Consider the following 25,816-nt stretch of genomic DNA (forward strand, 5'->3'; position numbering starts at 1 on the left):
TTATTCATTATGAAATCATTAATCCAATAAATTAGTCAGACTATTTAGCTAATTTTCACCAAAGCATAAAGAGTTTATTGCTGATCAGCAGTAAAAAACACCGCATCCTCGGCATCCTGAAATCCGTAACGAGGTGAGTATTTATGCGCGGTTGCTTTTCGATATCCGGTTATGCCTGTCTGCTGGGGCTGATTGTATTGTGTATGCCACTGGCTCATGCGGCTGAGAAAGATGAGCTGGCCAGTGTCAGGCGTTTAATTGATCAGGTACAGATGGCACTGGAACGCGCAAACATCGCCGAAAAGCAATCTGACACCTCAACACTGTCTCGTTATGACTTTGATTACTCCCGTATCAGGGCTGATCTCAACACCATCAAAGCGGGTATCGATCACTACCTGATGCCTTCCCGCGATCAACCCCGTGATCCCGTACCCATCTCCGGCGATTACCGTCAGGAGCACCCGCAATGACCCCGGCACAACGTAATGCCTTTGAAGTGGCATCAGGGCATTTTGATATCACTTTTTTGTATCTGGTGTGTGTCGGCTTTTTTTTGTCCACGCTATTTCTGTGGGCCGCCTGGGCGGCGGTGGATGTCTGGAACGGCTGGGCGAATGAAAAAATACGCAATCAGACGATAAGTCAGTTTGCCATTCGCATGGCGGTATTACTGGTTGTGGCTGTCTGGATGTTTGCCAGTTAATGCAACGAACACAATAAAAAAGGAATGGATTGAACATGAAGCAAATTTTTACAGACTGCCGTCGTATCAGTACAAACCTGATAACCAGAATAAGTGTCTTTCTGTTGCTGTCCGGTCTTTCCTGTCAGTCTGCCCGGGCGGACTTGCCCGCTATCGAACCACCCAAAAGTGGCGGCGGCGGGGGATTACTGGGACAGGTGAAAGGCTATGCGCAGGATGGCATTGTGATTGGCGGATTGATCCTCTCGGCGGTGGCGTTCTTTAAAGTGGCTTCGGCAGCAGTGGAAACTTTCTCCGAAGTGCGCGATGGCAAAGCCACGTGGACCCAGTTTGGCTCCATCATTGTTGTCGGCATTGTGCTGTTGGTTGCGGTGATCTGGCTGTTGGCGAAATCGGCCAGCATTATCTTTTAAGGTAGCGAATATGCAAACGATCCCTTTTTTACCCGATCGCTTAAACGCCGAACCCGTCGTCTTTCGGGGATTCACCACACCGGAAATGGGACTGGCGGCAATCGCGGGGGTAGCACTTGGGCTGATTGTTAGCCTTCCTCTGATCCCGTTAGTCGGTTGGGTGATGCTGCCGACAGGGATGCTAATGATGCCCTTATTGCTGGTTAGTTTTGGCGGGCGCTGGCTCGTCCAACTTAAGAGGGGTAAGCCGGAAAATTATCTCTGGCTGAAACTGGCCGAGAAAAAACGCCGGCTGTGCATCGGTGATCCGGCGTTGATTATTACGGCTCAGGGCTGGTCGTTACGCCGTAGTAGGAGAACGCGATGAGTCGCTTTCGTCATGCAGTAAAAAACCGGGATCAGCATATTCTGACACTTAGGATCGCCTGTGGCATTCTGGTGTTGGTTCTGCTGATGAGCCTGATGGGCTGGATGGATTCTCCGCGTAACCTTACCATTCATAACCCGCCGGATTTACGCAGCGGCAGCACTCGCCCGTGGTGGGAAGTACCCGCACCGAGTGTCTACAGTTTTGCTTTCTATATCTTCCAGCAACTGAATGCCTGGCCGAAAAACGGAGCACAGGATTACCCGGCCAAAATTTATGCTTTATCCCCTTATCTGACGCCTGCCTGTCAGGATTTTCTGCGTGAAGATGCTAAAAGCCGTGCCGATAGTGGTGAGCTGCTCGACCGGGTGAGGGTGGTGTATGAAATTCCCGGCCGGGGTTATGAGACGAGCAGTGTGACGGTGCGTAACCGTGATAATTGGGTGGTACGACTGGATTTGGTGGCAGATGAATATTATCACGCCGAACCGGTTAAACGGGCACTGGGTTGTTACGACGGGGTGCCACAGCGTCTGGAAGCAATACCGCTACCATCGGAAGAGAAAAAGGGTGTATTTCAATGTGAGGATATCCATCTTTCCTGTGTTGTGTCTGGCTGGGGCTGGTCAGTATGTTGCTGTTCAGCGTGGGCGCAAAGGCTGATGAGCTGCTGAAATGGGAGCGTATTCCGTTATCGATTACGCTTAAGGTTGGTCAAGAGCGGATTATTTTTACTGACCGGAATGTGCGTGTTGGTCTGCCCCCGGCACTGAGTGAGAAATTGCGGGTACAGAGCACAGGCGGGGCGGTTTACTTGAAAGCTAGCAGCGCGTTCTCATCAACCCGGCTGCAATTGCAGGACAGCGAAAACGGTGAAATTATCTTACTGGATATCACTGCCGCCAAAACCGGGCCAACAGAGCCGGTGCGTATTATTTACCCGAATGAAAAATCAACCGATTCAACTAAAGCAACTGTCTTCAACCGTATTTTTTAAGAAGTCAACTGATGGTAAGACTCATCCCATATCTGGCTATTTCTAACCATTGCGTTAATGATGGTCAGAAGCTTACGCATACAGGCAACCAGAGCCACTTTTTTGGGCTTACCTGCTGCTACCAGACGGGTGTAAAAATGCCTGATAACCGCGTTAAACCGAGTTGCCACAAGTGTGGCCATATACAGCGTTGCACGAACGCTGGCTCTTCCACCAAAGATTGTGCGTCGTCCGCGCATTTTCCCCGAGTCGCGATTAATCGGGGCGACACCAATAAGCGCGCTGATTTCGCGACGCGAAAGTTTACCCAGTTCAGGAACCTCAGCCAGCAAAGTCGCAATGGTAGCCGCGCCAATCCCCTTTACACTGCTGAACAAATCAGACAACGCCTTGAAATGTTCTCTGACGTGTTTATCCATATTCCGGTCAATAAGAGCCAGTTCTTTTTCCAGCGCATCAATGATTGCCTTAATGCTCTTACGACTCTGTGGATGAGAAGGATACAATCGGTTACGTTCTGCAACCAGCATAGAAATCAACTGGCGTCTGCGCACAACCATTGCCGCGAGAACTTGCCGTTCAATGTCAGGCAGGGGGCGAATAAATCGTTCTCTGTCTGGATGGCGATTAATAACTTCGCCCATCTGGGCCAGCATTCTGGCGTCAATGCTGTCTGTCTTAGCCAGATAACCCATAGACCGGGCAAAATCACGAGCCTGCCTGGGATTAATGACGGCGATGTCAAAACCTTCAGACTGGAGAAAGCACGCTACAGCACTCTCCAACCCTCCGGTCGCCTCCATAAGGATCAGGGAGATAGTTTGTTGTTCCCGGAGTTTTGCCAGGATGACATCAAAACCGTCAGTATCGTTACTGACCGTAAACGATGTTACTGTTCCAGCAGAAACATCCAGAGAAGATTTAGATACATCAATACCAACACACAGCGGATCCAGCAAACTCATATTGACCCACCCTTGCATATACGAAATGTTATCAGGCAACTGTTCGGGTTTCAGATGAGCAGCTCAGTTCATGCGTCATTTGCTCCAGTGCGGGCTTCAAAGCCCAGGGATCCATCGGACTACATGAACCTTGCTAAACCCAGTCATTATTTATTCTATACGGGTTTCAAGATACAAGGAACCTTACCAGATTGCATTGAACCCATCTCCACCGAAGGACGCCCTGCTGAGCAGTTGCTTGAAATCCGGGATCAACTGGAAGATGCCATTCAGGACAGTCTGGACGAGGACGATATTTCACCGTGGGTGGTGCAGTTTTTTTGTCAGGATGAGGATGACCCTTCCGGTTATCTCAATACCTTGCGGGATTATGTGAAACCGTGGGCACAGGGCACGGCCTTTACTGATGCCTTTTTGGCAGAATCGGAACGTCATCTGAACAGCATCGCCCGGCCTGACGGGATATTTCAGGATTCTCTTATTACTGGGCAGCCGTGGCGGGGGCAGCAGCGCCAGACCCGCATGGTAGTCTACCGATGGCAACCCTCCAACAACAAATCCCGTACTGACAATCTTTTACTGTCATCTGTCGCAGCGCTCAATCAGATCTGTGAACGACTGGTCTCCTCACTGGCATCGGCCGGTATTGTGGCGACCCGGCAAGATGGCGAACAAATTCACCGCTGGTTACTGCGCCATTTTAATCCGGCACCGGACTGGGGCATGGCAAAAGCCGATTTTTACCGGGCGGTGCGTTATGAATCCCCGACACAGTCCGATCTCCCGGTGAATAATGATTTTGCCGAAAGCCTGTGGTTTACTCCGCCGGTGTCGGATCCCGATAAGGGTGTCTGGTGGATTGACGGTCTGCCGCATAAAGCGGTTCCAGTTGAGCGTCTGCGCCGCCCACTTGAACCGGGCACCCTGACAGGGGACGTGAAATGGAGGGATAATATCAACGCGCTAATGGATATGATGTCGGAAGGCACCGTGGTAACGCTGACCATCGTGGCGCAGGACCGGCTTGAAGAGAGTTTTACCCGGTTGGCGAGAAACGCCGTGGGAGAAAATACCGAATCAGTACGTGTCCGGTAGAATGTGCAGGAAGTAAAGGAATTACTGGGGCGACGCCATAAACTGTATCGCAGTGCACTGACCTTTCTGGTGCGCGGTAAGGGTTTGGACAATCTGAATCATCGGGTACATCAGTTATCCTCAACGTTACTGGTGGCAGGATTACAGTCTGTGCTGAATGCCTATTTGCGTGCCCTGCCGATGGGCTTTAACCCGCAGAAGGACAAAAAACACTGGCTTACCCGTCTGAGCTGGGTGCAACATCTGGCGGGACTCTTGCCGGTGACCAGCCGTTCGACAGGCACCGGGCAGCCGGGGTCCAGCTTTTTTTACCGGGGCGGGGCGCCGCTGACCTTTGATCCGATGAACAAACAGGATCGTACCCAGAATGCCCATTTATTGCTGTTTGGCCCGACTGGAGCAGGCAAATCCGCCACCCTGTGTGCTTCCTTCGTGCAACTGATGGCCATCCACCGCCCGCGCCTGTTTATTGTGGAAGCGGGAAACAGTTTTGGTTTACTGGCCGATTATTACGCCAGCCTGGGGCTGACAGTTAATAAAATCGGCATCAAACCGGGCTGCGGCGTCAGTCTGGCACTGTTTGCGGATGCGTATCAACTGCTGCAACTCAGCCCGAAACAACTGCGCATTAATGAAGCTGATATTCCGGATACCGATGAATCGCAGGATGAAGGGGATGAACAGAGTAATATTCTGGGTCATGCTCCCAATAATTAGATATCGTGATAAACTCCTTGCTTTTTATTATTGGTCAGATATGGCTAAAGTTGATGTGGTTTGTCGTTATTGTCACAAAACAAAAGAGGTTAAAGGGCATGGAAAAGGAAGTAGTGGGCATCCTCATTATCATTGCTATGCCTGCCGTAAAACCTTTCAACTGAACTACACCTATCAAGCCTGTAAGCCCGGTATGAAAGAACAACTCGTTGATATGTCGCTGAATAACGCCGGTGTCAGAGACACAGCACGTGTCTTGAAGGTTGGCATTAATACCGTCATCCGTACGTTAAAAAACTCACGCCAAGACAGGTAACTACACTGCCTCTGTCAGGAAGTGCCGTCCAGATTATCTGTGAAATAGACGAACAATGGTCATTTGTCGGTAACAAGAAAAATCAGCGCTGGCTCTGGTATGCCTGGGAGCCGAATATGAAGCGGATAGTAGCGCATGTATTTGGTGATCGCAGCAGGAAAACGTTGGAAAAACTGCTTGCGCTTCTATCTCCTTTCAATATCCAATTCTACTGTACGGATAATTATGCTGTTTACGATTGCCTTCCTGAAGAAAAACACCTTACAGGAAAGAAATTTACCCAGCGTATCGAGAGAACCAATCTCACTTTGCGTATCCGCATAAAAAGACTCAATCGAAAAACGATAGGGTATTCTAAATCCGAAGAGATGCACGATAAAGTAATAGGAGCGTTCATTGAAAGGGAGTACTACTTTTTTTGAGTGATCTAACTATTGGGTTCATGACCTAATTTATTGCATATCGCACAATTAGTGGGATTTAAGGATCCTCACTATTTTAGTAAGGTGTTTGAACAACATTTTGAGCTGACTCCAATAGCCTACCGTAATCTGGTAAAAGCAAAGGCGTTCCATGCCTGATAATCCCATGTTTGATAATTTAAATCTATGTCTCAATATTCCCGATTTTCTAACCCAAGTCCCCGTAAGCCAATTGCATTTAACTCAGCAACGGTGAAACGGTTTTTCCAATTCTTTTCATAATGTTCCTGAGCGAAGTCTGGTGGAGATGTGCCATGTTCAAGGGCTTCAGTCACTTGACGGGCATAGGCCAGATTTCTGTTACACAATGGCGCGGCAGGAATATACATGACATTTCCCCAGCCTTGTTGATTTTCTACAGGGGCAACTGAGTGGATTAGATCACAGTGCCACCAGACAGAATCTCCAGCCTGTAATGCCGGGATACTGCTTAACCCACGAATAAGATGAGGATGCCATCGTTCTGAGATAGGAAGTGCTTTGCCGGGAGCCACACCACATAGTTCATCTTCGGGCACATCATTCAGTAGTGGGCGTAGCAGAATATAGGCCATTGCTTCAGGAACGGGCACAACATGCAGAAGTCCCTGACCGATCAACATATCCGACAGCGCAGTCCAGCCTTGAAATGTTCTAAATACAGAACACCTTGTTGTGTTATTGAATTCATGTACATTGGGGCGATAGGCAGCATCCCAGGGATCGTATTCTGCAAACTGGTTGGTGAATATTTTTCTGAACACGTTTTGATAGTCTGGTTGTAACCAGCGTTCCAAAGCTCCTGAATCGGTGTGAGCTCCCAGACCCTTGGATGTCGTACCCGGTGGTCTGCGACGAATACGATCGGGATAAATCATACTGACATCAGGATCAAACCATCTCACTCCATCCGATTCAAATTTCCATAAGTGATTCAGAAAAGACTGTACCAGCGCAATTTCTTCACTTTGTCTGGCTTGCATCTGTGCATGGGACCAGTAAATGGGATAAATTTTTGGCCGGGATGCTTTAAGACTACCGAAATAATTATTCTTTGGTCCCTGATAGAAGTGTTCAAACTCATTGGTATTGAGGTAATCAAGCATAGACTGATCCCATGCGATTGCCTGATCCTGTGGGAAGTTTTGCCTGACGACCAAACAGCCACGGCGCTTAATCTTTTGTATGATTTCCTCTGTTATTCTACCTTCTGCCATATCACGCCAATGTATTTCAGGCCAGGCGCTACCCATATTTTTTTCATCTTCTTTGGCTGCGGTTAATTCTTTTTCTATTTTGTCACATACCTGGGAGAAGAGCGTTTCAACGTCACCGATTTGCTCACGCAGAATTTGTTTCATCTGGCGAATTCTTTTACAGTAATCATCAGGAAAGTCGGTGGTGGTAAAAGATGTATCCATAGTAATCTCTGTTTATGAATGGGTTTTATATTTGGACAAAAGTTAATCTACCTCCGATTCATAATATATCAACAATGTTTTAGTCAATTTGCGGCAAAACATTTTGAAATGACAAACAAAAATTGTTTTTAATTGATATTAATGGAGTAGTATTTTGATATTGAGAATGATAACCAGAAGAAAATGCTTGCTCTGTCAATATATAGGGCAAGCATTAACCTAACTTACAGAATATTAACTAGCAGGATTATAGTAAATTGGTGAACCAGGACCGACGGGTAAACCAAGGACAAAGACCCAGACATAGAAGAATAGTGACCAACCCACCATAAATACCAGGGAGTAAGGTAACATCATAGAGATCATAGTACCGATACCGGCATCCTTTTTGTATTTCACCGTTATCGCCATAATCAGCCCGAAGTAGGTCATCATCGGAGTGATGATATTGGTTACAGAATCACCGATACGATAAGCTGCTTGAATAGTCTCCGGGGCGTAGCCTGCCAGCATCAGCATGGGGACAAATATTGGTGCAGTAACCGCCCATTGTGCAGACGCTGATCCAATCATCAAATTGATAAAAGCACAAATCAGAATAAAGCCTATAAATAACAGACCGCCGTGCAGATTAATTTCATTCAGGAAGTTAGCGCCTTTTACAGCAATAATTTGACCGATATTAGTCCAGCCAAAGAAAGCGACAAATTGAGAGGCAAAGAAAATAATAACCAGATATAAGCCCAGGTTGCTCATTGCCTGTGCCATAGCATCGACCACATCTTTATTGGATTTCATCGACTTGGCGACGTAACCATAGACAATGCCCGGTATAGAAAAAAAGAGAAAAATGAAGACTACTATGGATTTCAGGAATGGCGAATTGCTGATTAATCCGGTTTCCTGATTACGCAACATACTATTTTCTGGTATAACGCCCAGTGCCAAAATTACCCCGAGTGCAGTGAAAGTCACTGATGCTGCTATCAGCGCTTTCTTTTCCAGTCTGGTGAGTTTCGCAGAGTTTTTTAGCGTATTTTCATCTTCATCCAGTGTAGTATTTGTATATGGCCCTAATTGAGGTTCAACAATTTTTTCAGTCACAAAGTAGCCGAGAATGGAAATCAGGAAGGTACTGGCAAACATGAAATACCAATTAGCTTCAGCACCGACAATATAGGATGGGTCAATGATTTGTGCTGCCTGTTGAGTGATCCCCGAAAGCAGAGGGTCGATAGTACCCAATAATAAATTGGCTGAATAACCACCAGATACCCCGGCAAATGCTGCCGCCAGTCCTGCAAGTGGATGACGACCGAGAGAATGGAAGATAATGGCGGCCAATGGAATAAGTACTACATAGCCTAATTCTGCGGCAGTATTTGACATAATACCGGCAAACACAATTGCCAATGTAGTTAATTTTCTGGGAGCCCTCATTACTACCAGACGCATTAACGCAGATAGCAACCCTGAACGTTCTGCAATGCCGACACCAAGCAGAGCAACCAGAACTGTTCCTAATGGTGCAAAACTGGTAAAGTTTGTCACTAAATGAGAGAGAATTTTACGAATTCCATCTGCATCAAGCAGACTGACGATATGGATCACTCCATCTTCAGCCCGGCTTTTTGCTCCTTCTGGGCGGGGATCAATAACTGTAATGTCAAAATATTGTCCGATTGCTGAAGAGACCAACAAAACAGCAATCAGGATCATAAAAAGAATAACAGGATGGGGTAAAGCGTTTCCCAGCCATTCAATTGTTCGCAGAAAGCGATTTCCGTTTTGTTTTCTAGTTAACATAGTTTCTCCTTCTGATACAGAGCAACGGAAGTTACATAATGTTTTGAGTTTTTACCATATCGTAAATAATGAAGTAATAAATGGATTATGAGACAGTTTTTTATTCTGTTTTTTTTATGTTTTTCTTTTTCCATCAATTAATTGATGTTATTGATTTTTATTTCTCTACGGGAAAATCATTAGAGGTAAGAGTAATAATATATTTTAAAAATGTGTGCTATGTGGCATTTGTTATGAAAAGTGATCAACTTGGATTCGCATGATAAGTGTAATTTCTGAAAAAGGTGGTCAGTTGCTATAGTAGGCATCTTAATTTAGCAAGATTTAAGTCCTGAACAAACCGTCGGTTATCTCAAGAGAGAAGAGATAATATCTTTACACCATGAAACGGTTTATCGATTGATTTATAAAGATAAAAATAATGGTGGTGATTTATGGCAACATTTTAGGATTGCGAGAAAGCCCTATCGCAAACGGTATGGAAGTTATGAGCGTAGAGGAAAAATAAAAAACAGAATCAGTATTGATAAGCGCCCCAAAATTGTTGATAGCAAGCAACGTATTGGTGATTGGGAAGGCGATACTATCGTTGGAAAAGATCATAAAAGCGCATTATTAACATTGGTTGAACGAAAATCGCTATTCACTATCATAATTAAACTGGAAGATAAAACAGCGGAAGGTGTTGCAAAAGCGGCGATAAGGAATTTATCAAATATAAAAAAAAGATTAAAACCATTACTTTTGATAACGGATTGGAATTTGCCGAACACGAATTTATCAGTAAAAATTTAGAGACAAAGATTTACTCCCCCCCTTATTCACCTTGGGAAAGAGGAATAAATGAGAGTACCAATGGATTAATCAGAGATTACTTCCCAAAAGGGACCGATTTTAATAAGGTATCAGAGCGGGAGATAAACCTCGTAGTAAATAGATTAAATAAACGCCCTCGTAAGACACGAGATTACAAAACACCGAATGAGTTATTCAAAGGAATACCCACTCGTTTACTTCGTGCATAACGATGTTGCACTTATTATGTTAATGCAAGAAGAATATTTAACTTAAGAAAAAAATAAAATAAAACCACTAGCCTTAACTTAGATCCAATATCTTTTATATAAATCAATATCTGAGTATAAAAAAAATTTTATAAAAAAAACACACATAAAATTTTGAAGTTGTAGCGTATGATAATTTTTATCAACAAAAAATATTTTTCCTTTATCAAAAGTTTTTTCAGATAAACTTCGTTCAGAAAAAATTAAATTCTAATGTTATTCAACCTTTTAAAAACAAAGCCATTAAATTAATTTAAAATCATCACGTAAATACTTATTACTTTATGTGTAATTTTCAAATTGGAATATAAATGTTGCTAAATTGACATGTTTTTAATGAATGTGTAAAAAAGTTTTCGCGAACATGTTATCGCTGAATAGACAACATTTATTTTAAATAATATAGATATTATGGAGATTATATGAGTAATTATATCAAATCTGGTGTTCGTCCTGATGCAATGAAATCCGGTGTTCGTCCCGATGCAATGAAGACGGGTGTTCGTCCCGATGCAATGAAGGCTGGTGCTCGTCCTGATGCAATGAAGACGGGTGTTCGTCCTGATTCAAATATTTAAAATAGCAGTAGTGTAAGCCAGCAATTATGCTGGCTTATTCTGAAATCTTAATCTTAATAATAAAAAGGTAAAACAATGAAAAATAATTTTCACAAAAAAATGTGGGAAGGATTTGACGAAAAAACAAATTATGGAAAATCTCCTTTTCTCTTTAAATCAATACTACCTTTAAATGAAGGATTTTCTAATCATGAAACTGTTCAACAAGCATTTTATAATTTACGTATAAAATCAAATTTACAAAAAACTGATTGTCGTTTACGTATTTATGATGGTGAAAAACGTCGTGATGATCTTGTGGAGAAATTATTTTCCGAGGGAGTATTGCCAAATGAAACAATTGTGAATTTTATGCAACGTTTAACAGGAAAAGAACGTTTCAGTTTAGTTATTAACAATCTTGAACAATCTAATTCAAAGTTAGCTGCCGATTTCGGATTATTTGCACAATCTTTTTTTGCATATAAGGGTTTTCCTATTGGAGGAATTGAACAGGCAGCATTTTGTGGTAATTATTCAGGGACAGCTTTTGGGATACATGAAGGTTTTGAACATGCCTTTTTGTGTCATTTAGGACCAGGTGTTAAGTATTTTTACTGTTGGCCAAGAGAGCTATATTTAGAAATAACAAATTCACGTGAACCAACATTCTCCGACTCAGAAATTTATGATAAATTAATGGAAAAAGGTACTCTTTATATCCTTGAGCCAGGAGATGCCCTATATCTACCTGCATCTGTCTATCATGTTGGTCGTCAAGATGAATATTCTGTATCTATTGCGTTACCATTCTATACTTATCCATTATCTCGCTTTATGGCTATAAAAATTCTTCCAACTCTTATAGAAAAATCATTATCGTTTGATCAAGAAGGAATGTCAGAATTAATTTCATGTAATAATAATCAATTTATAGCTAAACCATTTGTTAATCTTTTAACAGAAACAATGATTAAATGGACTCAGCAAGATTTACCTAAATATGTGAATTATTATTGGCACAGACTGCGTAGTAATGGTGGTTGGGAGTTACCTTCCAATATAAACGCTAATCCATTACAAGAACCTGAGCAAAAAAATAAATTAACTATTCCTGTTAATTCTCAAATTTTACTACAACCGCCATTTGTTATTAGCTATGAGTATGGATTAGATTGTGAATGCAATGACATTCGCGTATTTATTGCAACAAGAAGTTTAGTATTGCCTGCAAATAAAGAAATTTTAGATATTTTATCAAATCTTAATAATTATCATGCTGTTACAGCAAGTCCAGGGTTAATTCATAATATACTTGAAAAATTATCTTGTACTGGTGGATTAACTTTATATTAAAATTTTTAGGAGTAATAAATATGTATAGGAATTTTCCAGCATTGGTAGATGACTACCTAACAAAAAATACATCTACTGGAAAGCTACTTAACTGCATTATTAGCGAAGGAAAAGAAAAGATTGATGGAAATGAACTCATCGATAAACATTTTGATCCTATGATTATAACTCTTTACAATCAAATTAAGGCGCTAATAAATCCTTCAAACCTTGATGAGAATGAAGCGAAATTATATATAGGCGAACTTTCTATTTTTGCTCGCTACAATTCCACAATGCTTTTAAGAGCAGCTGATAATGTTCGTGGTTTTTGCCCCGAACTAGCACAAGAATTGACACGTAACTTTTTAGAAGAAGGTGGCGAACGAGGAAAACTACCAGCACACTACGTTGTTTTTAGTGGGGCATTACTGGCAGATTTAGATTTTCGAATCAATGGTTGGATGCCACGAGTTTCTTCAACACGCACTCTTATCTCTTTAATTGACATACTCACTTGGTCCCATTGCCCTTCAACATTGCTGGGAATGTATTATGCAACTGAAGCTGTTGCAATTTCAGAAACTTTACTTTTACAGGATATCACCAATCGCCTGGGACAAATTACGGGTCGAGGAACAGGAGACTTATTAACAAAACTTGACTTTTATTATCGTATGCACTTGGATGAAACACATAATGCAGCAACTAACAATGTAGCTGTAGAACGTGGGCATCAAGATGGAATTGCCAAGTTTATCAGGGATGCGAATTTATTCCACTTTCAGCAACCTCAGATTGTGGATGGCTTTCTTCAGATGCTCACCCCTTTCGTTGATCAATGGGTTGAAATTCATCATTTGATTTTAAAAAATCGTTTTAACAATCAGTAACTTTACTAGGTGAATGTAATGAAAAAAAATGAATACTCTGGTGGTTGTCTTTGCGGACATATTCGATTTGTAGCAGCAGGTGAAGCTGGTAATCCACACACTTGTTCCTGTACTATGTGCCAACAACATTCTGGTTCATTGACTCTATGCTGGGTTGAATTTCCTAAAGATGCTGTGCAGTGGGGTGGACCTGGAGGAGTACCCTCATTATTTCGCTCCTCTGACTATTCTAGCCGTGCATTTTGTCCACAATGTGGAAGCTCTCTAGGGGCCATAGACGATGGTCCTACTATCGGCTTATTGCTTGGTAATTTTGATAGCAAAAGCAAGAAAAATCTTCGTCCTACTGCTCATTCATTTAAATCATCTCGCCCGCGTTGGTGGTCTATAACCATCGAACATTAATAGAGAGAATCAGTCAAATGTTGAATTCACCCATTTTGTATAAAGCGGCGTTAGTTCGCCGCATACGTACGTTCCTTGATTCCCAAAATTTTATTGAAATTATGACGCCGGTCATGCGTCGTTACGCTGGTGATGATTCTCGCCCACGACTCTCTCTTCACAATGGAAGCTGGTTAAGAGAATCCTCTGCGTATGCTCTTCGTTTTAATATTCAATTCCATGACAGCATCTACGAGATAGGTCCTAGCTTTAGACCCGACGTAGTAGATAATACACATTTGCCAGAATTCACAATGCTTGACTTATATAAAAAAGACTCAACCCTTGATGAAATGCTTCAGCTTGCTAAATTAATAATAGAAATGTTTTATAAAGGTAAAATTAGTGTATTTTCATTTGCAGATCACCTTAATCAAAAACTTTCTGTTGATTTTTTTGAAGACCCTAAAGCTTCTTTAAAACTCATTAATTGTTTAAGGGAAATATACTGTGATACAGCCAGTCCACCTTTAACTTTAGTTGACCGTTATATTGTTGAGAATATTGAACCATTATCTCAGCGATGTTGCATGATAGTAACAGATTTTCCTTTACTTACTGAAATACGCGCAAAAAAAAGAACAGAAACAACAGGAATTGTGGAGCGCTTTGAAATTCTGATAGATGGAATAGAAATTGTTCATGGTTATACCGACGAAGATAATGTAGGACTTTTTGAAAGTCAGGCTAGAGAACTTAATATGTTTGGAGCTGAAGATTCAATAATATGCTCGATGATAAAAGATAATAAATTATCTTCTTTTAGTTCTGGATTTGCAATTGGCATAGAAAGGTTATGTCAAGTAGCACAAGGGGAAAAACAAATATCTATATATTCACCCTCTCGTCCGTTTTCTCCTTTTTAAATTATAATTAACGAAACGCTTATCGGACAAAATTATGGTCACGCTCAATGAATGGTTAATTATGGCCTTTTATATCGCTTTGGTTTTAATTACTCCTGGGCCAACAAATACATTGTTATTGTCAGCCGGAATGCAAAGAGGATTAAATAAATCATTCCATTTTATTTTTGCAGAAGCAATAGGATATACAATAGCTATTTCAATATGGGGTTTTTTCTTATTATCTCTGGCGAAAACATTCCCTTCTATATATCAGATTGCTAAATTATTATCTTCTATCTATGTATTTTGGTTAGCTTTTAAATTATGGATGCTAAGTTTAACAATGGGTTACTTAACTTCCAATGGCTCTAACTTAGTAAAGACACCTTCGGGGGAATACACAAACTTCGTTGATGTGACAATAGCAACATTGTTAAATCCTAAAGCGATATTATTCGTAAGCACCATTATTCCGATAAGCGCATTTAACTCTGTAAATGTTTTTTTATCTTCAATTATTATTTTTTTGATAGTTTTAATACCAATAGGGGCATTATGGGTATTTTTAGGGAATATGATTCATTCTAATAAACACTTGCGTAAGTATATTGGGGGTTTTCTCCGAATAGCATCGACTATACTCATTTTATTTTCTTTTTTGCTAGTTTATTCAGGGGTGGCAAAAGCCAAAAATTCATTAATTTTATACAATTGGCAGAGTTATACTAGCCCAGAGTTGCTTAAAAAATTTAAAAAAGAATATAATATAGATATTCTATTACTGGAGTATAAATCAAATGAGGAGGCGTTAGACAACATTCAAAAAGGGAAAATTGATGCAGATATTGTCGTTATTTCTGATAATTTCTTACCTCATTGGATAACAGCCGGGCTATTAAATCCTATTAATGTACATACATTAAGAAACTTTAATAATATTTCCTCCTCCTGGCAAAAATCTCCCTCTGATATTAAAAGAAATTATGGTATTCCTTGGTCTTGGGGTATTGTTGGTATTGCCGTACATACTGATACTTATGATGGTGATGCTAATACATGGAAAATTATATTAGAGCCACCAAAAGAACTATCTGGAACTATTAACGTAGGTTCAGATATGAATGAACTAATTTATGCAGCCATTCGTTATCATGGTGGTAAAATATGTGATTCAAACCCTGAATTACTAGAAAAAGTTAGAAACACTTTATTTGAAGCAAAAAAACATTGGGCAGCAATGGATTATGGCAGTGTGTATATGATGGCTTCAGGGAAGTTTAAAGCGAGTATAGACTGGAATGGTGCAGCAATGCGACAACGTACAATTAATCCTCATATTCAGTTTAGTTTTCCTCGTGAGGGAACATTGATCTTTCGTGATAATCTAGTTGTTCTCAAAAAATCAAAAAATTATGAAAATGCCAAATTATTTATGGATTTCATCATGCAACCTGAGAATGCAGCTCTAAACTCTGCTTTTCATGGATATGATAGTGCAATAGAAGGAGCTAATACTTATTTACCTTCATGGATGCAAAATGCTCCCGAGTTTAACATTCCTGAGCAGGTCTTAAAAAATTCAGATTATTCAATAGATTGTCCTTTTTTTGCTCGTGAAAAATATACTGATATTTGGCAACAACTTTTAAAATAAAAGAATAGTCTTTAGATATTCGGTAAGTTGCGACCGTAATAAATTTCCTGAATCTCTTTTTTAAGCAAACGGATAATTTCGTTTTTTTCTGTTTCGCTTAATTCTTCGGCTGTGGTATTAAATAAATATTCATTCAGAGTAAATTCTTTTAGCATCATTTTGGTATGGAAAAGATTTTCCTGAAAAATATTCACATCCATCATATGGTATTGAGATTGGATTTCTTCGGTCACATAATTTTGAATGGAATTAATCTCGTGATCGATATACAGCTTTACTCCGTTTATATCCTGGGTAAAACCACGAACACGGTAGTCCATCGTTACAATGTCAGATTCCAATTCATAGATCAGATAATTGAGGGCTTTAAGTGGTGAAATGACGCCACAAGTGGAAACTTCAATATCTGCCCTGAATGTACATATACCGCCATCAGGGTAGCTTTCTGGATAGGTATGTAACAGAATGGCTTTTATCCAAATGGGCGACGACAGAGTCAGGCAGAGGGCCTGGATTTTCCGTATTATCCACAAGTCTGGGATCTATGGATTCTTCACTAATCAGCATGGTTACACTTGCCCCTTGAGGATCATAATTTTGGCGGGCAATATTAAGAATGTTTGCACCAATGATTGAACAGGTTTCACTGAGAATTTCAGTTAAGCGATTTGCATTATACTGTTCATCAATGTACGCGGTACGCGATATAACTGTCGCGATCGGCGTTCGTTTTTGCATAACAAATGTCGTAGATACAAAAACTCAAGCTTTTTGTGAGATTGTTAAAGCCGTGCAATTTCAGTTTACGCAATTTATTTCACCTCCTGGTATGGGTGACTATGGGTTTCCAGATAGAGAATCCAGCAAGTATTGTGGAAGAGCAAAACTGCCTGCATGTACTGCTGGGGTGTAGTAACGGCAGGTTATAGCCGCATTGTCGAAACGTTGTTGCAGAGTTTTTAGAGATACTTGGCGCAAAGTAAGATTTTGGGTTGCCTATGCAAATGTCATGATCCCGCCGTAATAAGTAGGAATAGCAGCCTGATAAAAACCGCTGTCAGCAAAACAATGAGTTAATTTTTTATGGCTGGTGATGGCTTCATCCTGTTGCAAAAAACAAACGCCATTTTGGGCGACAAAAATGCCACCGTCATTCAGGCAGCGAGCATAGCCTTCATAAAATTCAGATGTGAATAAACTTTCTCCGGGCCCTTCTGGGTCAGTACAATCAGAGATAATGACATCAAATTTGTCAGAAGTTGTATTAACGAAGCTGACACCATCGTCAATGACGAGTTTGAAACGGGGATCGTCATAAGCCCCTGCATTATGGTTTGGTAAATATTGGCGGCAGAATTCAACAACTCCTGCATCAATTTCTACCATAGTGATATTGTCGAGATAATTATGACGGCAAACTTCACGCAACATTCCGCCATCACCCCCACCAATAATCAAAACGTTTTTGGCCTGCCCATGGGCAAATAGTGGAACATGCGCCATCATTTCATGATAAATAAATTCATCCCGCTCAGTAATTTGTACTACACCATCAAGAGCCATAATGCGACCCATCTCTGCATTTTCGAAGATAATAAGATCTTGATGTTCGGTTTTATTGTGATAGAGCACGTTTTCAACTGTGAAATACTGACCAAAATTGGCATGTATGGCATTCCTCCATTGTGGCACTCATGATTATGAGGCGCACATAATAGCCAACTCAAAAATTAGTTGCACTGTGATAGTTACCTGAGAGTGATTAAAAGTTATTTGACATAAGCAAGTAGGCTGAGGGAGTGTCGGGCAAGAGAATGACATTTTACCTCATGAGGCAGGTTGATTCCCTTCAGATCGTTATAGCCCAACTGATTTAGTTTCTCCATTAACTGACCATTATAGTTACTAAGGTCCCATTTATTACGTTGGGCAAAATAAACAATTGTACGTCTGATTTCTCTTTCCGGGATCTGACTATAACCGCAATCATATTTTAGGTAGATGTAGACTGCGGTGAGATCAGCAAGATCTTCAGCTTCATTTTCAGACAAAGCCCTTGCAGGTTGTGTGAAACCAAATAGAACCAGAATGTAAGTCAATAAGGCAAATTTTTGCATAGTTCCTATTATATTGATTTTTTACTATTTTGCTAAGTTAACATATTAATATCTTTATTAGCCAAACTTTATTTACCTGAATTTGGAAAAATTACCATTTTTAATTACCAGTAAAAAATTAACCGTGTGTTAATGAATGGGGTTTGTTCTGATATCAGAGAGTGTTATTTTATGCGCTCGATGAGCTTATGGTGTTGATCGGTGTGTAAATAATCACGCTTATTATTGATGGTTATTGTGGTTATTTAAAATAAAATCAACTGGTTATATTTATAATGAAACATATTGTAGAAGCATAAAATATTGTGTTTTTATGCTATTAGATGCTTTCAATTTTCTCCTTTTTTATCCTGTTATATCAAAAAGATAGCCTCATTTTGTGTTTTAGTGTTAATGTCTCTTTTTTGATTGTTACAATGAATGGTGTATCACTCGGTGTATCACTCAGACAGAGACACTATGTTGAGGTAACGAATGGCAGGGACAAACAAACTCAGTGACAAAAAACTAAAAGCATTGTTGGGAGTTAAAAGGGATTCTCCGGCTATGATTGCTGATGGTGAAGGATTGAGCATTAAGGCTTTCAAAAGTGGACGGTTAAGTTGGGTGTTTGTATATCGCCGAGGTGGGCGTGGTAGTCGCTTAGAGCGTCTCACTCTAGGCCGTTACCCTGATATGTCACTAAAAGTGGCAAGAGAAAAACGTGAACAGTGCAGAAGGTGGCTAGCTGAAGGTTTTGATCCAAGGATGGAGTTGGAATTGAGTATAGAAGAAACATTAAAACCTGTGACTGTTAAAGATGCTCTGGAATATTGGTTAGTGCACTATGCGCGCGCAAAAAGAACAGACGAAGAACTCGCAAGAGCGCAGCTAAGAAAACATATTTATCCCCGATTGGGTCATTATCCTCTCACACGGTGTGAAACCCGCCACTGGGTAGCCTGTTTTGATGAAATAAATAAAACACAACCCATAACAGCCGGGCGGATGTTTCAGGTTTCAAAGCAAGCACTCAGATTTTGTAAGGTACGTCGTTATGCCACCAGTGATGCTTTAGCTATTCTTACTATTCAGGATGTGGGACAGCCAGCAGGACAACGCGACCGCGTTTTGTCTGATTCTGAATTAGCGGATGTTTGGCGCTGTACCTATAGCAATGATCAACAGCCTTATTATTCAAGGTTATTAAAAATATTGGTTTTGTTTGGTGCTCGCACGATTGAAGCGAGACTTTCTCGCTGGTCTGAATGGGATTTTGCATCATGGGTATGGACAGTACCTAAAGAACACAGCAAAACCCGTGAAAAAATAGTGCGCTCAATTCCTGAAGGAATTCGTTCTTGGTTGATTGAGTTAAAAAAAGAAACGGGTAAATCAGGATTGTTGTTGGGAGAAGATCGAACTCGTGCGTCAGTATCATTAAAAGGGCGCAGGCTGTACAAAGATTTTAATCACTCAAAACCTTGGACATTGCACGATTTGCGTCGAACATTTTCGACGGGGCTAAATAACATTGGTATAGCGCCTCACATTGTTGAGTTACTATTGGGGCACGCCTTGCCGGGAGTAATGGCTATTTACAATAAAAGCCAATACCTACCAGAGAAGTTAGACGCTTTGAATAAATGGTACGATCGATTGGATGTATTGACGGGTAATTATGAGAATGTGGTTATATTAAAAGCAAAATAATAAAGGTATCTTATGGCTGAGATAAAAATACCATTTAAATATTGCAGGATTGAACGGGCGGCTAAATTCCTGAACTGCGAAGTATCAGATCTTATTAACGGTGGTGTTAATGGCAAATTATCTCTTTGTCTTAAATTGAATAATGTACAGGGTATGTTATTAGCATCATCTCCATATGAAAGTATGAATAAGTGGGTTGATTCATTACCTTATGGTGGAGCAATTGCCAATAGTCTTGTAAAAAACTTAACACCTTACTCTTTTTATAAATTTGATAATATTGATATCCAAGATAATGGTGAAACTGTTGTTTATCCGTACTTTAGTGGTGATGAAGGTAACAATAATGAAATAAAAAACTACTCATGTGCAATAGGACGGGCTTTTGGTTTATGGAGAATAAACAGATCATTAGAGGATATTGAGAATAATGGCATTGCTTATATTGATGGCACTGAATTCACACCTTGCTCACCTACGAAAGATATGTCTAATATGCAATTCATCATAGATGAAAGTTTCTCTACAAAGGTTTATACATTAGAATATGACAATGATTATCATAGAGTTATAGATCGTGATTCTTTTGAAAATATCGCAATTACTCATGAAGATTTGTGGATTACTGATATTGATATAAAACGTATTGTGGAAAATGAATATGATTTTAATTCTCTCGATATAGTACAACATTATGATGTGCTCATTGATAAAAAAGAAAATAATAAAATTAAAGAACCACATCCAACAGCAGAAAGACATGCTAAAAATAGAGAACAAGTATTAATGGCTGCAATGCGATTTAGGGAAGAATTTCCAACTGTATTTGATGAAGAATGCCGAAAAGCCGATCGCTCAATAAATTTTTCTGCGTGGGCGAGAGAAATTATCAGCCGACCTTTTTTATTTCCCAATCATGAATTGACAATTAAAACTGAAGATAAAATTGCGGAAATACTGAGTAACGCACATAAAGCGCCTAATGACAGGAAGTAACCTGCTGTAACTCATACAAAGGGTTGTGTAACCATACAACCCCCTTTCTGTATTAACTCATCCCGCTTTAAGCCTTACAACGGGATGAATGTATCTGATTGAAACTCTAGAATACTTCTGACAACACAAGAAAGGAGAGTCTGGATGTCAAATCAATATCATACACCTACACCAGAAGAACGCCGTACCATCTTGATGGAATATGGGGAACAATACGATCGCCTTGTTCGGGAAAAAGAACGTCAACATATTACATCTATCTCTCGAACTACTGCATGGTGTTTGGAAAAAGAAGGGCGTTTTCCTGCCCGTAAACCTTTGGGACGTAATTCTTGTGCCTGGCTTTTGAGTGATTTGTTGTATTGGGTTCGTAATCTGCCAGCAGTCGATAATGTAAATAATCCATATAGCAGGAAATCGATTTAACATGATTAATCTGCAAATACACGCAAATTATCTTGTTTTGTAAATAGAATTTCGGTGAATTCAGTTTTGCGTGTGTTTGCGTGAAATGTTTTGCAGACTAATAACGCTGTCGCGACGGCTTACCATTAAATTTAAATAAACAGGAAAAAGAATAATGAAATCAAACATGGTTAATAACCGTGGCAGGCATTCTTACGTCAAAAATCAGGAAATTAAACAATTCTCAGAAATGCTTCCGGTATCGATTAATAATATTGGTGGCAAGGAAATCCAAGCGATTAGTGCAAAAAAACTATATGAATACTTGAAAGTGAGACGAGATTTTACAACGTGGCTTAAAGATAGAATTAAGAAATATGGCTTTGTAGAAAACAGTGATTATATCGTTCTTGAAGGATTGAACACACCAAAACAAGGAAGTGTAAATAATACACAGTTTTCCCCGAAACAGGGGAAAACCTCCAAAGGTGGTCGCCCTGGCTCAGATTATATTATCAGCTTGAATATGGCTAAAGAGCTGTCGATGGTTGAGCGCAATGAACAGGGTAAAGCTGCGCGGCTCTATTTTATTGAGTGCGAAGAAGCCTTACAGCGTATCGCTCCCAAAGTAACGCAACAACTTAGGAACAAATTACAAGCACGTATCAAGGCAGCCAATTATCACAAACCAATGTGTGCCGCATTAGAGCTGGCAAGGGCTGAACAGGGAAAGAAAACAGATAACCACCATTACAGCACAGAAAGCAATATGTTGAATCGTATGGTGTTAGGAGGGTTGACGGCTAAGCAGTGGGCTAAGGTAAATCATATTGCTGGTCAACCGCGTGACAGCATGAATCAGTTGCAACTTGAACATCTTTCCTATTTGGAACAATCAAATATCACTTTGATTGAGTTAGGGCTTGGTTATCACGAACGGAAAGCCAAATTAACGGGGTTCTCTCAACGTTGGTTGGCTAAACGTATGGACGCTAAGTAACGGTTTGAACAATGCGAATTGCTGATGGGGGCAATTCGCTTTCTGACATAAAGTAGGTAGTACAAAGATACTGCCTTTTGTGATGACTCATATCTTATTTTTATTATGAATCAAACAATTAATGGAATAACTCAACCTTTTGGCTCAATACCTAACTTACGCAATCTTTCTCGGCAGGCATCTTTAACCCAAGCACTGAAATTACCACTGCCAGCAATAGATTCGATTTGTACAAGTAGCTCATCTTCAAAACGAATGTTCTTTTTTGTGCTGCCTGATCTCTCGAATGGTTTTTTAGTCTTATTGTCTTGCATTGGTATGTACCAGTGTGTTAGGGTGAATTATATCGGTACGTACCAATATAAAGTAATTAAGTGCGTATATCTACAAAAAGCAACGCCCCGAAGTGCGGCAAACACTGTCGAGGCGTCTAACCAACGACCGTTAATAGAGGTAACGATAATGGCTGACATACAGCATACCCCAGCTTGCCCTAAATTTACATGCCTTGATGTACTTGCTACCCCTGAGATTATCTTTCAGGAGGTACATCATGCGTAAACAGCCTATTTCACTGGCTCAAGCTATGCATCAAGCTGGTCTGGCAACCTCTTTGTTTTATGTCATTCTCGAAAAGGCCAAAGACGAGTGTTCAATTGACTTAAATAACCTGATTGCACTGGCATGTGATATCAATCAGGAAGTTTATCATGCGCTTCAGGCAGCGGTTTATGGGGATGAATCATGAGTCATACATCTTCATATGGACATCATGTCTACCAAAAACCGCTCGACCTTATCCAGACCGTGAAAAAATCTGCGATGTATTATTGGGAAAGTCTGCTGCCTGCTTGTGGCATTGCTATTCCGGCAAAGGGGAAACATGGTGCCTGCCCTATCTGCGGAGGTACTGACCGTTTCCACTTTATTGATGATCATCATAATGGCAATTGGCATTGTCGCCAGTGTGACGAGCCAAAATATGGTGATGGGCTGGATTTAGTGGCAAGAACCAAAGGGATCTCCATCACTGAGGCGGCAAAAGTCGTTACTGATGCGCTGTCGTTGCCTTTGCCAGAACCCAAGCCAGCCAGTGAAACCACTTATACAACACAGCCGATTGCCGAAAAAATAGCGGCACTGATGGCAAAATCAATTAGCGGACATTCCCAATATCTGACTACAAAGGGGCTGCAATGCCCCAATCAGCGATTGCTTGAAGATGGCTCTTTATTGCTGGTACTACAAGCACTGGATGGAACAGTAACAGGAGTGCAGCTCATCAAGCCGGATGGTGAGAAAAAATTACTGTTTGGTAGCAAAAAGAAAGGTTCGTTTATCTCCCTGTCAGGACTGAAAGAACAACCTGACACCGTACTCATTACGGAAGGTTATGCCACGGCACTGACTGTCAGTCAGTTATATAAAGGTATGGTTCTGGCCGCATTGGATGAGGGTAATTTATTTTCTGTTGCAAAGACCGTTCGGGAACGCTGGCCGGACACGAAAATCATTATGGCAGCGGATAATGACTGGCACTCTTCCGATGAACTGGATAAGAACGGTAAACCGAAAGTTAATATTGGCAAGCTCTCGGCAGAAAAGGCAGCTCTTGCGTTTAAAGGATGGGTCACGTTGCCGCCTGATGATGTTAAAGCGGATTGGGATGATTACCGCCAAAAAAATGGTATAGAAATGGCAAAACAGGCTTTTTATCAGGGACTTTATCAGCCGGAAGTAGTGAAAGAAAAACCTGCAAATAAACCGCAAAATGAAAAGTCAGTTAAACCGACATTATGCCAGATGGGAGCCAGTCAACGCGGGGAGATCTTACTGGAGCGTTATGATGGTGAGTTAGCGCTGGATGGCGCTTCGGAGATTGTTCATCGCTATGACGGTATCATCTGGCGTCCAATCAGTGACCGCGATTTAATGCGGGAAATGGTGTCTGCTTTCCTTGAAGTAAAAGCACCATATTCACCTAATGGAATTCGTTCGGCTGTGGATGCCCTGAAATTACAGCTTCCTATGATGCTGCCGCCAGAACGCCATTTAATCGGGTTCAGTAATGGCGTGTTTGACCTGAAAACGTGCCAATTCCGGCCTCATAATAAAAACGACTGGTTGCTGCTTGCCAGTGATGTAGAGTTTAAAACCTCTGTTTCGGGGGGAAACATGGAAGACCATGCTCCGCATTTTTGGCATTGGCTCAATCGGGCAACGGCTAATTGTGATAACAAATCTGATCGGATACTGGCGGCACTGTTTATGGTATTGGCGAACCGTTACGATTGGCAGCTTTTTCTGGAAGTCACCGGAGCCGGAGGTAGTGGTAAAAGCATTTTTGCTGAAATCTGTTCTATGCTGGCAGGTAAAAGGAATGCCGTTTCAGCAAGTATGGCCGCACTGGAAAACCCAAGGGAGAGAGCGCTGATTGTGGGGTATTCGTTGATTGTCCTGCCAGACCAGACTCGTTATGTGGGCGATGGCTCAGGCATCAAGGCCATTACAGGCGGGGATGAGGTTTCCATTGACCCGAAACATAAGCAGCCCTATTCAACCCGCATTCCTGCTGTCGTGCTGGCGGTGAACAATAACGCCATGAGTTTCAGTGATCGCAGTGGTGGTGTGTCACGGCGTCGGGTGATTTTCAATTTTTCCGAAGTTGTACCGGAAAATGAACGTGATCCATTTCTTCGGGACAAAATAGCTGCTGAATTGCCTGTGATTATTCAGCACTTACTTCATCGATTTGCTGATCCGAAAGAAGCAAGGCGTTTACTGGCAGAGCAACAGAAATCTGAAGAGGCATTAGATATCAAACGTGGTACAGATTCACTGGTGGATTTCTGCGGTTATCTGATTGCTTCCAATGAAGCCGATGGCATGCTAATCGGTAATGCGGAAATTATGCCATTCAATCCCTGTAAGTATCTCTATCACGCCTATCTTGCCTATATGAAAGGCAACAATTTGAATAAACCCGTTTCTGTTACCCGCTTTGGTATGGATATGCCGGGCGCACTGGCAGAGTATGGTTTGCATTACCTGCGCAAGAAAAGCAAATACGGCATTCGCAGCAATATGAGTCTGAATATTGAAACGGCCAATGAATGGATGCCAAAACTGACAAGGAATGACCAGCCAGAAGAATAATTCTTCTACATTTTCTCTTATTTAAATAAAGCTGAAAAAGTATTCATAACTGTTCATCCTTTGATTGAAGCTAGATATATCAAGACTTCTCTGGGTGAATAGTTATTTTTTTAGTGTTCATAACTCTTCATTCTATTCACCTTTTTACGATTTTGGATGGAGGCTTGCGTGAAAAGTGATGATGAGTTTGATTTGAAGTTATAACAATATAATTTGTTGAATTTAAATAGAAATAAACAATAGTGAATAGGGTGAACAGTTTTATTCCTAATTCTTTAATAGGGTAGACTGTGAAAATAGCTTTTCTGGCTGGCATAGTATTTTCAGGTTCTCTGGTTTGTCTGGTTAATGTATTAGCCAGACAAACCAGAGAAGACAAGCGCAGCGCGTC

Annotated in this window: 23 protein-coding genes and 6 pseudogenes; 22 read left to right on the forward strand and 7 right to left on the reverse strand. The window is 41.0% G+C overall.

The genetic code is table 11. From position 1 onward, the window contains the following. Positions 1 to 143 precede the first annotated feature (143 nt). The 6 genes and pseudogenes from HGO23_RS05050 to HGO23_RS05075 form a co-directional block, all read left to right on the forward strand. On the forward strand, positions 144 to 473 hold the full coding sequence (locus HGO23_RS05050) for an integrative conjugative element protein, RAQPRD family (protein ID WP_038258125.1): 330 nt from the start codon (positions 144 to 146) through the stop codon (positions 471 to 473). After that, positions 470 to 706: a TIGR03758 family integrating conjugative element protein gene (locus HGO23_RS05055; RefSeq protein WP_010849051.1), complete on the forward strand. Its 237-nt coding sequence runs from the start codon at positions 470 to 472 to the stop codon at positions 704 to 706. Before HGO23_RS05050 ends, HGO23_RS05055 begins: the two co-directional genes overlap by 4 nt. Positions 707 to 741: 35 nt before the next feature. Next, positions 742 to 1,119, forward strand: coding sequence for a TIGR03745 family integrating conjugative element membrane protein (locus HGO23_RS05060; protein WP_038194290.1), 378 nt, complete (start codon positions 742 to 744; stop codon positions 1,117 to 1,119). A gap of 10 nt (positions 1,120 to 1,129) precedes the next feature. Continuing rightward, positions 1,130 to 1,486: a TIGR03750 family conjugal transfer protein gene (locus HGO23_RS05065; protein WP_010846386.1), complete on the forward strand. Its 357-nt coding sequence runs from the start codon at positions 1,130 to 1,132 to the stop codon at positions 1,484 to 1,486. Further along, a pseudogene (locus HGO23_RS05070) lies at positions 1,483 to 2,067 on the forward strand (PFL_4703 family integrating conjugative element protein); the annotation flags it as partial. The gene HGO23_RS05065 and the pseudogene HGO23_RS05070, both read left to right, overlap by 4 nt. Before the next feature lie 50 nt (positions 2,068 to 2,117). Further along, a pseudogene (locus tag HGO23_RS05075) lies at positions 2,118 to 2,450 on the forward strand (TIGR03749 family integrating conjugative element protein); the annotation flags it as partial. Positions 2,451 to 2,479: 29 nt separating this feature from the next. On the opposite strand, the gene HGO23_RS05080 reads toward HGO23_RS05075, so the two are convergent. After that, positions 2,480 to 3,448, reverse strand: a complete 969-nt coding sequence (locus HGO23_RS05080) for an IS110 family RNA-guided transposase (protein WP_209028183.1) — start codon at positions 3,446 to 3,448, stop codon at positions 2,480 to 2,482. Between the two features lie 195 nt (positions 3,449 to 3,643). On the opposite strand from HGO23_RS05080, the pseudogene HGO23_RS05085 reads away from it, so the two are divergent. From HGO23_RS05085 to HGO23_RS20035, 3 genes and pseudogenes are all read left to right on the forward strand, one after another. Next, a pseudogene (locus HGO23_RS05085) lies at positions 3,644 to 5,242 on the forward strand (conjugative transfer ATPase); the annotation flags it as partial. A 58-nt stretch (positions 5,243 to 5,300) separates the two neighbouring features. Then, positions 5,301 to 5,998 (forward strand): IS1 family transposase gene (locus HGO23_RS05090; RefSeq protein ID WP_209028708.1). Its coding sequence is split into 2 segments (ribosomal slippage): positions 5,301 to 5,550 and positions 5,550 to 5,998, totalling 699 coding nucleotides; the frame shifts between segments, so codons are not numbered across the junction. A gap of 33 nt (positions 5,999 to 6,031) precedes the next feature. Continuing rightward, positions 6,032 to 6,157, forward strand: coding sequence for an AraC family transcriptional regulator (locus HGO23_RS20035; RefSeq protein WP_209028184.1), 126 nt, complete (start codon positions 6,032 to 6,034; stop codon positions 6,155 to 6,157). A gap of 32 nt (positions 6,158 to 6,189) precedes the next feature. On the opposite strand, the gene HGO23_RS05100 is transcribed toward HGO23_RS20035, so the two are convergent. Continuing rightward, positions 6,190 to 7,458: a DUF1479 domain-containing protein gene (locus HGO23_RS05100; protein ID WP_209028185.1), complete on the reverse strand. Its 1,269-nt coding sequence runs from the start codon at positions 7,456 to 7,458 to the stop codon at positions 6,190 to 6,192. Positions 7,459 to 7,692: 234 nt separating this feature from the next. Beyond that, entirely contained in the window at positions 7,693 to 9,264 is a 1,572-nt protein-coding gene (locus HGO23_RS05105) for an AbgT family transporter (protein ID WP_209028186.1), read from the reverse strand. A 318-nt stretch (positions 9,265 to 9,582) separates the two neighbouring features. Here HGO23_RS05105 and HGO23_RS05110 point away from each other — a divergent pair. The 7 genes and pseudogenes from HGO23_RS05110 to HGO23_RS05140 form a co-directional block, all read left to right on the forward strand. After that, positions 9,583 to 10,289: pseudogene (locus tag HGO23_RS05110) on the forward strand (IS30 family transposase); the annotation flags it as partial. Between the two features lie 461 nt (positions 10,290 to 10,750). Continuing rightward, on the forward strand, positions 10,751 to 10,906 hold the full coding sequence (locus tag HGO23_RS05115) for a hypothetical protein (RefSeq protein WP_169923091.1): 156 nt from the start codon (positions 10,751 to 10,753) through the stop codon (positions 10,904 to 10,906). 75 nt (positions 10,907 to 10,981) lie between these two features. Continuing rightward, positions 10,982 to 12,241, forward strand: coding sequence for a cupin domain-containing protein (locus HGO23_RS05120; RefSeq protein ID WP_145956654.1), 1,260 nt, complete (start codon positions 10,982 to 10,984; stop codon positions 12,239 to 12,241). 20 nt (positions 12,242 to 12,261) lie between these two features. After that, positions 12,262 to 13,113 carry a DUF3865 domain-containing protein gene (locus tag HGO23_RS05125; protein WP_099136980.1) on the forward strand — a complete coding sequence of 284 codons (852 nt, stop codon included), beginning with the start codon at positions 12,262 to 12,264 and terminating at the stop codon, positions 13,111 to 13,113. Positions 13,114 to 13,131: 18 nt separating this feature from the next. Continuing rightward, positions 13,132 to 13,518 (forward strand): GFA family protein, encoded by a 387-nt coding sequence (locus tag HGO23_RS05130; protein WP_099136981.1) that lies wholly within the window; start codon positions 13,132 to 13,134, stop codon positions 13,516 to 13,518. Between the two features lie 17 nt (positions 13,519 to 13,535). After that, positions 13,536 to 14,423 (forward strand): amino acid--tRNA ligase-related protein, encoded by an 888-nt coding sequence (locus tag HGO23_RS05135; RefSeq protein ID WP_099136982.1) that lies wholly within the window; start codon positions 13,536 to 13,538, stop codon positions 14,421 to 14,423. Positions 14,424 to 14,457: 34 nt separating this feature from the next. Further along, positions 14,458 to 16,059: an extracellular solute-binding protein gene (locus tag HGO23_RS05140; protein WP_099136983.1), complete on the forward strand. Its 1,602-nt coding sequence runs from the start codon at positions 14,458 to 14,460 to the stop codon at positions 16,057 to 16,059. An 11-nt stretch (positions 16,060 to 16,070) separates the two neighbouring features. Here the strand turns inward: HGO23_RS05140 and speD are convergent. The 3 genes and pseudogenes from speD to HGO23_RS05155 all read right to left on the reverse strand — a co-directional run bounded on the left by speD (position 16,071) and on the right by HGO23_RS05155 (position 18,176). Continuing rightward, positions 16,071 to 16,870 (reverse strand): annotated as a pseudogene (gene speD / locus HGO23_RS05145) (adenosylmethionine decarboxylase). 26 nt (positions 16,871 to 16,896) lie between these two features. Beyond that, positions 16,897 to 17,751: pseudogene (gene speE / locus HGO23_RS05150) on the reverse strand (polyamine aminopropyltransferase). Between the two features lie 77 nt (positions 17,752 to 17,828). Further along, on the reverse strand, positions 17,829 to 18,176 hold the full coding sequence (locus tag HGO23_RS05155; RefSeq protein WP_209028187.1) for a YacC family pilotin-like protein: 348 nt from the start codon (positions 18,174 to 18,176) through the stop codon (positions 17,829 to 17,831). Positions 18,177 to 18,650: 474 nt separating this feature from the next. On the opposite strand from HGO23_RS05155, the gene HGO23_RS05160 reads away from it, so the two are divergent. The 4 genes from HGO23_RS05160 (at position 18,651) to HGO23_RS05175 (ending at position 22,269) form a co-directional block, all read left to right on the forward strand. Next, positions 18,651 to 19,868 (forward strand): tyrosine-type recombinase/integrase, encoded by a 1,218-nt coding sequence (locus HGO23_RS05160; protein ID WP_099136985.1) that lies wholly within the window; start codon positions 18,651 to 18,653, stop codon positions 19,866 to 19,868. 12 nt (positions 19,869 to 19,880) lie between these two features. Continuing rightward, positions 19,881 to 20,864 (forward strand): hypothetical protein, encoded by a 984-nt coding sequence (locus tag HGO23_RS05165; protein ID WP_099136986.1) that lies wholly within the window; start codon positions 19,881 to 19,883, stop codon positions 20,862 to 20,864. A 144-nt stretch (positions 20,865 to 21,008) separates the two neighbouring features. Continuing rightward, a complete protein-coding gene (locus tag HGO23_RS05170; RefSeq protein ID WP_099136987.1) occupies positions 21,009 to 21,290 on the forward strand; it encodes a helix-turn-helix transcriptional regulator in 282 nt (93 codons plus the stop codon). A gap of 154 nt (positions 21,291 to 21,444) precedes the next feature. Beyond that, a complete protein-coding gene (locus HGO23_RS05175; RefSeq protein WP_099136988.1) occupies positions 21,445 to 22,269 on the forward strand; it encodes an antA/AntB antirepressor family protein in 825 nt (274 codons plus the stop codon). 131 nt (positions 22,270 to 22,400) lie between these two features. Here HGO23_RS05175 and HGO23_RS05180 read toward each other — a convergent pair whose 3' ends face one another. Then, on the reverse strand, positions 22,401 to 22,583 hold the full coding sequence (locus HGO23_RS05180; RefSeq protein WP_099136989.1) for a YlcI/YnfO family protein: 183 nt from the start codon (positions 22,581 to 22,583) through the stop codon (positions 22,401 to 22,403). 239 nt (positions 22,584 to 22,822) lie between these two features. On the opposite strand from HGO23_RS05180, the gene HGO23_RS05185 reads away from it, so the two are divergent. Beyond that, entirely contained in the window at positions 22,823 to 23,017 is a 195-nt protein-coding gene (locus HGO23_RS05185; RefSeq protein WP_099136991.1) for a hypothetical protein, read from the forward strand. Beyond that, positions 23,014 to 25,425 carry a DUF5906 domain-containing protein gene (locus HGO23_RS05190; RefSeq protein ID WP_244967894.1) on the forward strand — a complete coding sequence of 804 codons (2,412 nt, stop codon included), beginning with the start codon at positions 23,014 to 23,016 and terminating at the stop codon, positions 25,423 to 25,425. Before HGO23_RS05185 ends, HGO23_RS05190 begins: the two co-directional genes overlap by 4 nt. Positions 25,426 to 25,816 lie beyond the last annotated feature (391 nt).

The organism is Xenorhabdus budapestensis, from assembly GCF_017743015.1.
Lineage (GTDB): Bacteria > Pseudomonadota > Gammaproteobacteria > Enterobacterales > Enterobacteriaceae > Xenorhabdus > Xenorhabdus budapestensis.

Excerpts from the sequence above, each read along its gene's own strand:
- HGO23_RS05050 (WP_038258125.1), top strand. The coding sequence starts at position 144 with ATGCGCGGTTGCTTTTCGATATCCGGTTATGCCTGTCTGCTGGGGCTG.
- HGO23_RS05055 (WP_010849051.1), top strand. The coding sequence starts at position 470 with ATGACCCCGGCACAACGTAATGCCTTTGAAGTGGCATCAGGGCATTTT.
- HGO23_RS05060 (WP_038194290.1), top strand. The coding sequence starts at position 742 with ATGAAGCAAATTTTTACAGACTGCCGTCGTATCAGTACAAACCTGATA.
- HGO23_RS05065 (WP_010846386.1), top strand. The coding sequence starts at position 1,130 with ATGCAAACGATCCCTTTTTTACCCGATCGCTTAAACGCCGAACCCGTC.
- HGO23_RS05080 (WP_209028183.1), bottom strand. The coding sequence starts at position 3,448 with ATGAGTTTGCTGGATCCGCTGTGTGTTGGTATTGATGTATCTAAATCT.
- HGO23_RS05100 (WP_209028185.1), bottom strand. The coding sequence starts at position 7,458 with ATGGATACATCTTTTACCACCACCGACTTTCCTGATGATTACTGTAAA.
- HGO23_RS05105 (WP_209028186.1), bottom strand. The coding sequence starts at position 9,264 with ATGTTAACTAGAAAACAAAACGGAAATCGCTTTCTGCGAACAATTGAA.
- HGO23_RS05115 (WP_169923091.1), top strand. The coding sequence starts at position 10,751 with ATGAGTAATTATATCAAATCTGGTGTTCGTCCTGATGCAATGAAATCC.
- HGO23_RS05120 (WP_145956654.1), top strand. The coding sequence starts at position 10,982 with ATGAAAAATAATTTTCACAAAAAAATGTGGGAAGGATTTGACGAAAAA.
- HGO23_RS05125 (WP_099136980.1), top strand. The coding sequence starts at position 12,262 with ATGTATAGGAATTTTCCAGCATTGGTAGATGACTACCTAACAAAAAAT.
- HGO23_RS05130 (WP_099136981.1), top strand. The coding sequence starts at position 13,132 with ATGAAAAAAAATGAATACTCTGGTGGTTGTCTTTGCGGACATATTCGA.
- HGO23_RS05135 (WP_099136982.1), top strand. The coding sequence starts at position 13,536 with ATGTTGAATTCACCCATTTTGTATAAAGCGGCGTTAGTTCGCCGCATA.
- HGO23_RS05140 (WP_099136983.1), top strand. The coding sequence starts at position 14,458 with ATGGTCACGCTCAATGAATGGTTAATTATGGCCTTTTATATCGCTTTG.
- HGO23_RS05155 (WP_209028187.1), bottom strand. The coding sequence starts at position 18,176 with ATGCAAAAATTTGCCTTATTGACTTACATTCTGGTTCTATTTGGTTTC.
- HGO23_RS05160 (WP_099136985.1), top strand. The coding sequence starts at position 18,651 with ATGGCAGGGACAAACAAACTCAGTGACAAAAAACTAAAAGCATTGTTG.
- HGO23_RS05165 (WP_099136986.1), top strand. The coding sequence starts at position 19,881 with ATGGCTGAGATAAAAATACCATTTAAATATTGCAGGATTGAACGGGCG.
- HGO23_RS05170 (WP_099136987.1), top strand. The coding sequence starts at position 21,009 with ATGTCAAATCAATATCATACACCTACACCAGAAGAACGCCGTACCATC.
- HGO23_RS05175 (WP_099136988.1), top strand. The coding sequence starts at position 21,445 with ATGAAATCAAACATGGTTAATAACCGTGGCAGGCATTCTTACGTCAAA.
- HGO23_RS05180 (WP_099136989.1), bottom strand. The coding sequence starts at position 22,583 with ATGCAAGACAATAAGACTAAAAAACCATTCGAGAGATCAGGCAGCACA.
- HGO23_RS05185 (WP_099136991.1), top strand. The coding sequence starts at position 22,823 with ATGCGTAAACAGCCTATTTCACTGGCTCAAGCTATGCATCAAGCTGGT.
- HGO23_RS05190 (WP_244967894.1), top strand. The coding sequence starts at position 23,014 with ATGAGTCATACATCTTCATATGGACATCATGTCTACCAAAAACCGCTC.